The organism is Bacillus sp. GW821-FHT11D08, from assembly GCF_058808515.1.
In genome coordinates, this window is the sequence record NZ_JBXARS010000004.1 from 242888 (window position 1) to 255789 (window position 12902).

At 46.2% G+C, this 12902-nt stretch carries 10 protein-coding genes; all 10 read right to left on the reverse strand.

Going from position 1 to position 12902, the window contains the following annotated elements:
- Positions 1-20 precede the first annotated feature (20 nt).
- On the reverse strand, positions 21-1895 hold the full coding sequence (mutL, locus tag AC1RRX_RS10455; RefSeq protein ID WP_144464336.1) for a DNA mismatch repair endonuclease MutL: 1875 nt from the start codon (positions 1893-1895) through the stop codon (positions 21-23).
- A gap of 15 nt (positions 1896-1910) precedes the next feature.
- Complete coding sequence (gene mutS / locus AC1RRX_RS10460; RefSeq protein WP_144464338.1) at positions 1911-4496, reverse strand: DNA mismatch repair protein MutS; 2586 nt, start codon at positions 4494-4496, stop codon at positions 1911-1913.
- Between the two features lie 118 nt (positions 4497-4614).
- Positions 4615-5160 carry an outer spore coat protein CotE gene (gene cotE, locus AC1RRX_RS10465; protein WP_003154111.1) on the reverse strand — a complete coding sequence of 182 codons (546 nt, stop codon included), beginning with the start codon at positions 5158-5160 and terminating at the stop codon, positions 4615-4617.
- A gap of 252 nt (positions 5161-5412) precedes the next feature.
- A complete protein-coding gene (gene ricA, locus AC1RRX_RS10470) occupies positions 5413-5844 on the reverse strand; it encodes a regulatory iron-sulfur-containing complex subunit RicA (protein ID WP_003154113.1) in 432 nt (143 codons plus the stop codon).
- Positions 5845-5846: 2 nt separating this feature from the next.
- Positions 5847-7376 (reverse strand): tRNA (N6-isopentenyl adenosine(37)-C2)-methylthiotransferase MiaB, encoded by a 1530-nt coding sequence (gene miaB, locus AC1RRX_RS10475; RefSeq protein ID WP_012117585.1) that lies wholly within the window; start codon positions 7374-7376, stop codon positions 5847-5849.
- 142 nt (positions 7377-7518) lie between these two features.
- Entirely contained in the window at positions 7519-8697 is a 1179-nt protein-coding gene (locus AC1RRX_RS10480; protein WP_144464340.1) for a glycine C-acetyltransferase, read from the reverse strand.
- Positions 8698-8709: 12 nt separating this feature from the next.
- Entirely contained in the window at positions 8710-9756 is a 1047-nt protein-coding gene (tdh, locus tag AC1RRX_RS10485; protein ID WP_144464342.1) for an L-threonine 3-dehydrogenase, read from the reverse strand.
- Between the two features lie 257 nt (positions 9757-10013).
- On the reverse strand, positions 10014-10274 hold the full coding sequence (gene spoVS, locus AC1RRX_RS10490; RefSeq protein ID WP_003154135.1) for a stage V sporulation protein SpoVS: 261 nt from the start codon (positions 10272-10274) through the stop codon (positions 10014-10016).
- A gap of 199 nt (positions 10275-10473) precedes the next feature.
- Positions 10474-11268 (reverse strand): TIGR00282 family metallophosphoesterase, encoded by a 795-nt coding sequence (locus AC1RRX_RS10495; protein ID WP_003154137.1) that lies wholly within the window; start codon positions 11266-11268, stop codon positions 10474-10476.
- A gap of 60 nt (positions 11269-11328) precedes the next feature.
- Positions 11329-12888 carry a ribonuclease Y gene (gene rny, locus AC1RRX_RS10500; protein WP_003154140.1) on the reverse strand — a complete coding sequence of 520 codons (1560 nt, stop codon included), beginning with the start codon at positions 12886-12888 and terminating at the stop codon, positions 11329-11331.
- Between the last annotated feature and the right edge of the window lie 14 nt (positions 12889-12902).

Here is a 12902-nt window from a genome sequence, read left to right on the forward strand (position 1 = left end):
AAATCCCTCACAGAATCCTTCTACATCACACGCTTAAACATCTTCTCCATCTCATACGTACTGTGGTGAATTATAATCGGCCTGCCGTGCGGGCATGTGAACGGGTCTGTCGTTCGGCGCAGGTCGTCCAAGAGCGCTTTGATTTCATCGTTTCGCAAATGGCGGTTCGCTTTGATTGAGCCTTTGCAGCTCATCATAATGGCCGCTTCCTCCCGCAGTTTTTTAATATCGATCTGTTTGGCGTCAAGCACCTGCTGAATGATTTCTTCAATCAGTTCAGCTTCTTCCCCTTTTGGAAACCAGGCCGGATGGCAGCGAACGATGTAGCTGTTCGTGCCGAATGCTTCTAAAAATACTCCGACGCTTTCAAGCTCATGCTGATGCTGGTCAATGATCAGCGCTTCATTTGCCGCATAATGAAAGGTGAGCGGCACGATCATATCCTGCACTTCAGGCTCGACCTGCCCGACTTTCTCCCGGAAATATTCGTATTTAATCCGTTCTTGGGCCGCATGCTGGTCAATGATATACAAGCCGTTTTCGTTTTGGGCTAAAATATATGTCCCGTGCATTTGGCCGATCGGATACATCACCGGAACTCTTTCTTCACGTATTTCTTCAGAGACAGCTTCCGGTTCCGGAGTATCGGAAACAGGCGCTTCCGTTTCGGGCATGCCGATCTCCGGCGGCACATCGTGATCCGCTTCATTCGGGAGGATCTCTTCTTCTATTATTACCGGCTCAGGCTCTTTTACGACCGAACTCAGCTTCATTGGTGAGTAAGACGGCTCCGGCGTTTTTTCAGGAAGTTTCCGCTCAGGCGCGCTTTCCTCGAATGTCATAAATTGCTGTTCGTTTTTGGCCGGTGCCGGCGCGGATTTTTTCGGGAGCTGGGCGCTCGGAATAAGCCGCTGCTTTTGAAACACTTCCTTTATCCCATCACGGATCAGCTCATGCAGCTCCGTCTCTTTGCTGAGGCGGACTTCAAGCTTCGAGGGATGGACATTGACATCGACCAAAATCGGGTCCATCGTAATTTCGATAAACGTAATCGGATGGCGGCCGATCGGCAGTAGTGTGTGATAGCCCTCATGCACCGCTTTTACAAGCGGGAAATTCTTAATGTATCTTCCGTTAATGACAGATGACATGTAGTTTCTGGATGCACGCGTGATTTCCGGAAGCGCAATGTAGCCCTTGACTTCAAAATCAAGCGAGCTGACATGGAGCGGTATCATTTTTTTCGCAACCGCCGTCCCGTAAATTGCGGCCAGCACATGGCGCACGTCCCCGTTACCGTTTGTCTGCAGCAGATTTTTCCCCTGATGGCGGAGACGGATCGATACTTCCGGATGCGCAAGAGCGATCCGGTTGACAACATCCGTAATATTGCCGAGCTCCGTATGCACGGTTTTCATATATTTCAATCTGGCGGGTGTATTGAAAAACAGGTTGGTAACGATAATCTCCGTTCCTTTTCTGCTGGAGGATTTCTGCTCAGAAATGATATTCCCGCCCTGAAGAATGAGATGGGTTCCCGCTCCCTCGCCGATGCTCGTTTTGATTTCCAGATGAGAAACAGACGCGATACTTGGCAAAGCTTCTCCGCGGAAACCGAGTGTTCTCACCCGGAACAGGTCGTTTTCATCTTTGATTTTACTGGTCGCGTGGCGGCGGAAAGCCCGCTTGCAATCATCGGTTTCCATCCCTTCGCCGTTATCGAGCACCCGAATCGACGAAAGCCCCGCTTCCTCTATGTCGATTTCAATGACTGTGCTGTTTGCGTCGATGGCGTTTTCCACCAATTCTTTAACGACTGAGGCAGGCCGTTCGACCACCTCGCCGGCCGCTATTTTATTCGAGAGTTCATCTGACAGCTGGATGACTTTTGCCAAGTCCGTCACCTCTTTCTATTTTAATTTTTTTTGCAGCTTGTACATTTCGTTCATCGCTTCAAGCGGCGTCATATCGAGAATATTGATTGACTTAAAGGCTTCAAGCACTTGTTTTTCTTTATTAGAAACAGCCGGTGCCTGCTGTTCTTTTTCACCGTCAGCAAAAAAGGACAGCTGTGCCGGTTCTTCTCTGACGGCGGGCTTTTTCTCAGATACCGCCGGAAGCTCCGGTTTATCTCCCGTCTGCTCAAGCTGTTTCAAAATCTCCTGCGCGCGGCTGATCAGATCGTCCGGGAGCTCGGCAAGCTGGGCGACATGAATGCCGTAACTTTTATCTGCGGCTCCTTCTTTGATTTGATGGAGAAACACGACCGTTCCGTTATATTCCTCTGCGCGCACATGAACGTTTTTCAGCTGAGGAAGCTTATCTTCAAGCACCGTCAGCTCATGATAATGCGTGCTGAACAGTGTTTTAGCGCCGATATGATCATGGACATACTCAATAATCGCCTGTGCCAGCGCCATTCCGTCGTACGTTGATGTCCCGCGGCCGATTTCATCAAACAGGATTAGGCTGTCTTTTGTGGCGTTCACAATCGCGTTTTTCGCTTCCAGCATTTCCACCATAAAGGTGCTTTGTCCGGAAATCAAATCATCCGCTGCCCCGATTCTCGTGAAGATTTGATCAAAAATCGGCAGAACCGCTTCTTTTGCGGGCACAAAACAGCCGATCTGAGCCATGATCGATAGAAGTGCGATCTGTCTCATATACGTGCTTTTACCTGACATATTCGGACCCGTAATCAGGAGCATTTCCCGCGAATCGCCCATCAGGCAGTTGTTCGGGACGTATTCTTGACTGTCCATCACCTTTTCAACGACGGGGTGTCTCCCTTCAATGACTTTTACTTCATTATCAGAAAAGACAGGCTTTGTGTAATGCCTGTTTTCACTGATCGTAGCAAAGCATTGCAGTGCGTCCAGCTCACTCATTTGTTTGGCAAGACGCTGCAAGCGCGGAATAAATTGTTTCACCTTTTCACGCAGTCCGGCAAAAAGCTCATATTCCAGCTCGCAGATGTTGTTTTCCGCTTCTAAAATAAGCGCTTCTTTTTCCTTCAATTCCGGCGTAATGTACCGTTCGGCGTTTGTGAGGGTCTGTTTCCGCTCATACCGTCCGTCTTCAAGCAGATGAAGGTTTGCTTTTGTGACTTCAATATAATAGCCGAACACTTTATTGAAACCGACCTTTAATGAACGGATGCCCGTATAAGCGCGTTCCTGCTGCTCCAGTCTGGCAATCCAGTCTTTACCGTTTTTGCTGGCGTCACGGTACTCATCGAGCTTCTGATGATAGCCGTCTTTAATTAAATTGCCTTCTTTTAACGATAACGGCGGGTTTTCATGAAGGGCTTCTTCTAACAGGTCAAGCAAATCTCCGCACGGATCAATCAAGCCGGCGCGTTCTTTTGCTTTTTTATGGTTAAGAGACCCTACAAGCTCTTTGATGCTCGGCACTTGTTTTAAAGATTCTTTCAGCTGGATTAAATCCCTTGCGTTGACGTTTCCGAATGCGACCCGGCCCGCCAGACGTTCTAAATCGTATACTTCCTTCAGGCGCTCTCGCAGATCTTCACGCTCAAACAGATGATTGATCAGCGTCTCGACCATTTCCTGGCGTTCTTCGATTTGGGATGCCCTGATCAGCGGGCGGTCAATCCATTGTTTGAGAAGCCGGCCGCCCATCGCTGTTTTCGTCTCGTCTAAAAGCCAAAGCAATGACCCTTTTTTGCTTTTCGAACGGATCGTTTCCGTCAGCTCAAGATTCCGTTTTGAATACAGGTCAATTTTCATCGCTTCTTCCAATTCATATACTTGAACCGACTGCAGATGATCCAGGCTCCGTTTTTGCGTTTTCTGCAAATACGTATATAAACGCATAAACGTCTCTGTCAGCTCTTCGCCCGGCAAGTGCTTTGCGATTTCAATGCGTTCTGTTATTTCCCCGTCTTCGATAGAAATCGTGGCGCCGCACCGTTCTTTCAGCTGAGCAGCTGTATGTTCGTTAAACTTGCTCGATACGACAATTTCCTTTGCGCCGACTGAGTAAATTTCTGACATGACATCTTCAATCCGCTCAATAAATACGGCCAGGTTTTCTCCAGTCGTTAAGTCCGATAAAGCGAGACCGTATCCGTCACGGAATTCGGAAACGGAAGCGATAAAGTTGTTTTCCGATTCATGAATGCCTTTTCCATCCATCACGGTTCCCGGTGTGATCAGCTGGACGACTTCTCTTTTAACAACGCCTTTAGCCGCCTTCGGATCTTCCGTCTGCTCACAGATCGCCACTTTATAGCCCTTTTTAATCAGCTGTTCAATATAAGCCGCCGCGGAATGATACGGCACGCCGCACATCGGAATTTTATCAGCCGAACCTCCGTCTCTGCTTGTCAGTGTAATTTCAAGCTCTTGTGACGCTTTTTTTGCATCTTCAAAAAACATTTCATAAAAGTCACCAAGCCGAAAAAATAAAAAGGCATCTTGGTGCTCTGCCTTTATCTTCAAGTATTGCTGTATCATAGGCGTGTAACTAGCCATCATTTAATCCCTCACTATGTATCTTCTCTTATCCGAATCCCATTATAACATAAACAAAAGAGTGATATCTTTATATATAAAAAAGAGACTTGGGGTGTTAAACTCCCCTAGCCTCAACTTATTCTTCAGGATCTCCGACTAAAAATTCAGGGTTAATGTCCTCTAATTCTTCATCAAGATCGTCTTCCCAATCATCATCATCGTCTTCTTCCCAGTCAGGATTGACTTCGACGACGACTTTCGTTTCACCGACCACTTCTGCTAAAAATTCTCTCTCTGCCTGAACCACGATTTTATTTCCGTTAGGAGAAATGGTGACTTCAAGACAATTCGGCTGCTGCAGCACTTTGGCAATGACTTCGTGTTCGTCATCTAAGTAATTTGTGTCTCTGTATCTGAGTTTAATCACATCGACATACTTTACTCTCTCGGTTACAACTTCCGTTTTTGTATTATCGGCGTAAGAGTACCAGACGTTTATATCATAATACCCTTCAATTTCTACAGTCTTCCCGATCTTTTCGGCATCGTACTTGTGGTTGATAATCCAGCCGCCCAATATACTTGACGGTTTTTCTCCAGGTGAGATCGTGTTGGTGCATTGGGTGAATTTTCTTCCTTTCGCAACTACCGCTTTCGTAATAATTTCCCTGTATTCAGACATTCCGGCAGGCCTCCTTGTTCTTCTTCGTGTTATCTTATGCTGGGCATTTGTCTCATGTGCATTTTTATAATAAAAATATAAAAATACAAAGTTTCTGTTTCATTGTATGCAGCCCTGCCCAGAAACTTTACCTTTAAGTATGATAAAACTTTCCAGTAAAATGGGACAAAACGGTGAGTCAATGAAACTTTAGTACATATTACAATTAGTTCTCAACCAGCAAAAAAACACGGGCCGATGAAGGCCCCGTGTTTAAATAGAACAGCTGTTATTCGAATGTTTTACTTTTGAACCGGTTTCTCCCGTCAGCAGGTTGCCTCCGGTAGATGTAATGATTTCGTTTGTCACCTGATTTGAGATCGTATGTGCGACAAGCTGAAGAAGGTCATTGACCTCAATCTGGGAATCTCTGAATTCCTGAATGATCGGAATCCCTTCAAGCTCTTCCTGCAGGGCGTCAATTTTACTTTCCACTTGTTTCAGCGCTTCAAGCTTTTCGTAGTGCTTCAGGTTAACGGCTTGCTTTTGCAGGGTTTTAATCTGATTAATAATCGCAGAGACTTTTTCATTTTCGTTAATCTGCGCCTCGGCGCGTTTGAAAAAATCAACTTCTTCTGTTTCAGAAATCATTTTCGCAAGGTTCCTAGCCTGCTGTACAATGTCTTTCTTTGAGTAAAGCGTCATTATTATTTCACCTCGATTGCTTCTCCTGCCATCACACCGTCAAGCGACCATGTTTTCGCCTGTTCGATTTTGACGCGTACAATCTTGCCGATGGCGTCTTTCGGCCCTTTGAAGTTGACGAGCTTGCTTTTTTCCGTATAGCCGGCAAGAATGTCAGGGTTATTTTTGCTTTCTCCCTCAACTAATACTTCGACAGTCCTGCCTTCATATTCCTTCATTTTTTTGGCTGAAATTTCTTTCACCAAATCATTGAGGCGCTGAAGACGTTCTTTCTTGACCCTCATCGGAACATTGTCTTTCATCTTCGCTGCCGGCGTGCCTTCACGAGGAGAGTAAATAAACGTATATGCGCTGTCAAATTCCACTTCGCGATATAACGAAAGCGTTTCTTCAAATTGTTCATCGGTTTCATTCGGAAAACCGACAATAATATCGGTCGTCAGTGAAGCGTTCGGCATCGCTGCTTTAATTTTTCCGACAAGCTCCAGATAGCGTTCTCTGTCATATTTGCGCGCCATCATTTTTAACATCGCTGAGCTTCCTGATTGAACCGGAAGATGGATATGGTCAAGAAGGTTGCCGCCTTTGGCGAGCACTTCGATCAGATGATCATCAAAGTCACGCGGATGACTCGTCGTGAATCGGATTCTCGGAATATCAATTTTACGCAGTTCGTCCATTAAATCACCGAGTCCGTACGTCATATCCTCAAAATCTTTTCCGTACGCATTCACGTTTTGACCGAGCAGTGTGATTTCTTTATAACCTTCGCTTGCAAGTCTTCTGACTTCCTGGATAATTTCCTCAGGACGGCGGCTTCGTTCTTTTCCGCGGGTATACGGTACGATGCAGTATGTGCAGAACTTGTCACAGCCGTACATAATGTTGACCCAGCCTTTAATTTTCCCGTTGCGGACTTTCGGAAGGTTTTCAATGACATCCCCTTCCTTCGACCACACTTCAATGACCATCTCTTTTGATAAATATGCCTCTGATAACAGTTCCGGCAGACGGTGAATGTTGTGCGTGCCGAAAATCATATCGACAAACGGGTGCTTCTTAAGGATGCGGTTTACGACTGATTCTTCCTGTGACATGCAGCCGCAGACGCCGAGAATCAGGTCAGGGTTATTTTTTTTGAGCGCCTTTAAATGGCCGAGCTCTCCGAACACTTTGTTTTCAGCATTTTCCCGGATAGCGCAAGTGTTTAATAAAATAACGTTCGCGTCATCAACCGAATTTGTCGCTTCATAACCGAGCGCCATAAAAATACCCGCCATGACTTCCGTATCATGCTCGTTCATTTGGCATCCGTACGTGCGGATATAAAATTTCCTGCCTTCACCGAGGCCTTTAAATTCTTCTGAGATTTTAAAATCGTTATGATATTGAACGGATTCTTTGCCCCGTTTTTTCGCATCTTTTAAAGAAGGCGGAATATATACGGCTTCAAAATACTTGCTGTAATCCTTTTCGGATGTTTTGTCCGCCGGATTCACTTGTCCGCTTTCCTGCTTTTGCTTTTCATTCATGTTCGAATGTCTCCTTTCAACCGAAACTTCCACCCTCAAGTATACTGGTTTAAAGCGTTTGGCACAACCGCCAGCCTATTATTGTACACCTTATTGAGAATAAGAATCAATAAGAAATAAAAAAGAGGGAATCATTTCCCCCTTACACAAGCTGCAGCTCTTTTGCGGCTGAACGGATTACTTCCAGGGCCCGGTCAAGCTCCTCTTTTGTATGCTCCGCCGTAATAATGGTGCGGATTCTCGCTTTTCCTTGGGCGACCGTCGGATACACGATGCTTTGTGCAAAGACGCCGCGGGTCAATAAAAGGTCTGATAATGCCTGGGCTTTTTCTTCCTCCCCTATTAATATCGGCACGATCGGTGTTTCGCTTTTTGTGAGGGTCAGCCCCATTTGAACCAATTTGTCTTTGAAATACGCCGTGTTCTCCCATAGCTTTTCCATATGCTCCGGCTCTTCCAGCAGGACGTCAATGGCTTCTATGCATGCGGCCGTTACCGCAGGCGGATGAGAAGTGCTGAATAAGAAAGGACGCCCTTTATGGCGCAGGTAATCGATCAGAACCCGCGATCCTGCGGCGTAACCTCCAAGCACTCCGATGGCTTTGCTTAATGTGCCCACCTGTATGTGGACTCTTCCGTCAAGCCCGAAGTGATTAACCGTTCCCCTTCCGTTTTTTCCGAGTACGCCGGAAGCATGCGCGTCGTCGACCATCACAAAGGCATCGTACGCCTCTGCAAGTTTGACGATGTCAGGCAAAGGAGCGATGTTGCCGTCCATTGAGAATACGCCGTCGGTGACGATCAGGCGCATGCGGTAATTCATTGATTTTTTCAGCACCCTTTCCAAATCGTCCATATCAACATGGCGGTACACCTTTTTGTCTGCTTTCGTCAGCCTGATCCCGTCAATAATGGAAGCATGGTTCAGTTCGTCAGAGATCACGATATCCTCTTTTGTAAGTATGCTTGATAAGACGCCCTGATTCGTTGTGAACCCCGATTGAAAAACAAGTGCCGCTTCTGTTTTTTTAAAGTTTGCCAATTTTTTCTCCAGCTCATTGTGTATGGTGAATGTTCCGGCGATTGTCCGGACGGACCCCGTACCCGCTCCGAATTCTTCCGCGGCGCGTTTGGCCGCTTCGACAAGCCTTGGATGCGACGTCATACCGAGATAATTGTTCGATGAAAGCTGTATCACGTTTTCCCCTTTGACTTCCACCGACGAACCCTGCTTCGTTTCAATTTGTTTCATTTGCTGCCACGTTTTATTTTCTTTCATTTTATCAAGCTCTGCTTTTAGAAATTCAAATTCTTTCATTATAGAACCCTCCCCTTATGGAATCAAAATGACTTTGCCGCACTGGCCCTTTCTCATCAGGTCAAACCCTTTTTCAAAGTCTTCAAGCGGAAACTGATGCGTGATCACCGGCGTCAGATCAACAAGGCCGGATTCAAGCAGGTGCGATACCTGCCGCCATGTTTCAAACATTTTTCTGCCTGTGATGCCTTGGACGGTAAGTCCTTTAAACACCACGTCATTTGTCAGGTCAACCGTCACCGGACGTTCCGGCAGACTCAGCATATGGAACCTTCCCCCGTTGGCCGCCATCTTTAATCCTTGTGCGATAGCTGCCGGGTGGCCTGACATTTCGCAGACAAGGTCGATCCCTTCTCCGCCTGTTAAGGTATCGATCACCTCAAGCGGATCTTCCTTATCAGCTGAAATGGTGATCGTGGCTCCCAATTTCTTCGCAAGAGCCAGCCTGTAATTATTTTTATCAATGGCCGCAATACGGGATGCACCGGCCGCTTTAGCCACCGCCACCGCCATCAGCCCGATCGGTCCGCAGCCGATAATTGCAGCGGAACCGCCCGCAAGCTGGCTGCTTTCCAGCACCGTATGCACCGCGTTGCCAAGCGGCTCTTGAACAGAAGCGACGGCGGGGTCCATATCAGCGGGATTTTTCCAAACATTTCGAGCCGGCACTTTGACATATTCAGCGAAGGAACCGGCTGTATCTACGCCGAGGATCTTTGTATGGGTGCACACATGATGTTTTCCTGTTAAACAAGGAACACAAGTACCGCAGACGAAGTGGGTTTCAGCCGAAACGTAGTCACCTATTTTGACATTTGTGACGTGCTTGCCCGTTTCCGCTATGATACCGCTGAATTCATGTCCGAATACTTGAGGTGTTTTGATTCGTTTCTGCGCCCATTGATCCCAATTATAAATATGCACATCTGTACCGCATATAGATGCGGCCTGTACTTTAATGAGAACTTCATTCTCATTAATGGAAGGTATGGGAATTTCTTTCAGAGTTGCTCCGAAAGCGTTTTCATTTTTGACGATAGCTTTCATCTTTCCTCCCAACACGTACACTCCTCCTCGAAAAAACACTGTAATAACTGGATTGTAACATGATATAAAAAGGAGGTAAATACCAGTGTCCACTCCGAGAAAACAACTGCTTCCGTCCGGAAAAATGGGCGGGATTTTTTTTGAATATTATATGAATAAAGCCATTTATCATCTCTTCGTACTATCAATATAATATTGTGAGAAAATATGACAACAATAAAAACAACCCGCTCGCCTTACGCAAGCAGGTTGAGAATGTCATGTTTTTGTTTTTAACGGGGTTCGACGATTAACTTAATCGCCGTTCTTTCTTCTCCGTCAATCTGTATATCTGTAAAAGCCGGAATACAAATCAAATCTACGCCGCTTGGCGCGACAAAGCCTCTGGCAATCGCAACCGCTTTAACAGCCTGGTTTAAGGCGCCCGCCCCAATTGCTTGAATTTCGGCGGCTCCGCGTTCCCTCAATACACCGGCAAGCGCGCCTGCTACTGAATTTGGACTTGATTTTGCTGAAACTTTTAAGATTTCCATTTCTGCTCCCCCTTAGTTTTACAATGGATAAGTGAGTGTTCATTAGAACAATCATTATTAGATGTTGCTATCCAAAAAGCCATCCCCACAATGCTTTTCAAAAATAGCGGGCTACCTTCCATTTCTACTATATTCACTAAGAAGTTGCTATATTCCTGCTTTTCCTTTTAATATTTTTATAAAATAAACACATGATCACCTATTCAAAGAACATATGGTCATCATTGATTAATATCCGTTCGATATTTACGGCCTTTTTCGTTTGATCGTCGATGTCAATGAGCACTCCGCTCAGTGTAGTTTTACCTTCCGCCACCGTAAACCGGACGGGAAGATTGGTTTTAAACCGCTTGATGACCGTTTCTCTGTCCATACCGAGAATTCCGTCGTACGGACCCGTCATGCCTACATCAGTAATATATGCCGTTCCTTTCGGCAAAATGCGGTTATCTGCCGTTTGCACGTGTGTATGGGTGCCTACCACGGCAGAGGCTCTTCCGTCTGTGTACCAGCCGATCGCAATTTTTTCGCTTGTCGCTTCGGCGTGAAAATCAATAAAAATGTACGGCGTGCGCTTTTTCGCTTCTTCTATTAATTCATCCGCTTTAGCAAACGGATCATCAAGCGGCGGAAGAAACGTCCGCCCCTGTAAATTAATGACGGCAAGCTCTTTTCCGTTCGATTTAATATAAGTAATGCCTTTGCCCGGCGTACCTTCCGGGAAATTCGCCGGCCGGACAAGATGCGGCACATCATCAATAAAGTCGAAGATCTCTCTTTTATCCCACGTATGGTTTCCCATTGTAATGGCATCTGCTCCCGCTTCCATCAGGCTGTGGTAGATCTTTTCTGTCAGTCCTTTTCCATGTGCTGCATTTTCTCCGTTAATAATTGTAAAATGCGGTTTATGTTTCGCTTTCAGTTTCGGGACATATTCTTTTACCATGTCGCGGCCCGGGGAACCGACAACATCTCCGATAAATAAAATTCTCATACATTCCATTCCTTCCTTTTCAGGGACTCAAAAAAATAAAGTGATGCGCTAAGCATCACTTTATTTTGCATACTCTACGGCTCGAGTTTCTCTGATTACGGTCACTTTAATGTGGCCCGGATAATCAAGCTCGTCCTCAATTCGTTTACGGATATCACGTGCCAAACGATGGGCTTCTAAATCATTAATGGAGTCCGGCTTCACCATGATGCGAACTTCACGGCCGGCCTGAATCGCAAATGATTTTTCAACACCTTCGTAAGACTCGGAGATTTCTTCAAGCTTTTCAAGTCTGCGGATATAGTTTTCGAGCGTTTCACTTCTCGCACCCGGTCTTGCGGCTGACAGTGCATCAGCGGCAGCAACCAGAACGGCGATAATGGAAGTCGGCTCTTCGTCTCCGTGGTGTGACGCAATACTGTTAATGACGACTGGATGCTCTTTATATTTGGTCGCAAGCTCCACTCCGATTTCCACGTGGCTTCCTTCCACTTCATGGTCAATTGCTTTTCCGATGTCATGCAGAAGACCGGCCCGCTTGGCAAGCTTTGCATCTTCTCCAAGCTCGGAAGCCATTAAACCTGCTAAAAACGCAACTTCCATAGAATGTTTCAGTACGTTCTGCCCGTAGCTTGTACGGAATTTCAACCGGCCGAGGATCTTGATCAGATCCGGGTGGAGTCCGTGAACGCCGACTTCAAACGTCGTCTGCTCACCCATTTCCCGGATATAGTCATCTACCTCACGGCGGGATTTTTCAACCATTTCTTCAATGCGCGCCGGGTGAATACGGCCATCCTGAACGAGTTTATCAAGAGCGATTCTTGCCGTCTCCCGTCTGATCGGATCAAATCCGGAAAGAATGACTGCTTCAGGTGTGTCATCAATAATCAGGTCAATACCTGTAAGCGTTTCAAGCGTACGAATGTTACGCCCTTCACGGCCGATGATACGTCCTTTCATCTCATCATTCGGAAGATTGACGACCGATACCGTCGTTTCGGCAACATGATCTGCTGCACAGCGCTGCAAAGCAAGCGACAGAATGTTTTTCGCCTTTTTATCTGCCTCTTCTTTCGCACGATTTTCGGTTTCTTTTGTCATGATGGCGATGTCATGTGAAAGCTCATTTTCAACCCGGTCAAGAATGATTTGTTTCGCTTCATCCCGTGTCAGGCTCGAAATGCGTTCGAGTTCTGACTGCTGCATACGAATCATCTCATCCACTTTGCTTTCCATCTCTTCAATATGTTGTTGTCGTTCATTCAGAGAATGATCTTTCTTCTCCAACATCGCTTCCCGTTTATCAATTCCTTCATGTTTACGGTCAAGATTTTCTTCTTTTTGAAGTAAACGGTTTTCTTGTTTTTGAAGCTCATTTCGTCTTTCACGAACTTCCTGTTCAGCATCTATTCGAAGTGTATGGATTTCGTCCTTTGCTTCAAGCAGAGCTTCTTTTTTCAGTGCTTCAGCATCACGCTTTGCATCTTCAAGGATTTGCTCGGCAGCACCGCGTGCGCCCGCAATCTTTGCTTCGGCAATGGTTTTACGAACATAGTAGCCAACAACTAAACCGAGCAGAGTCAGCAAAATGGAGATGAGAACCGTCATTGGGGTCATACTTTCACCTCCTC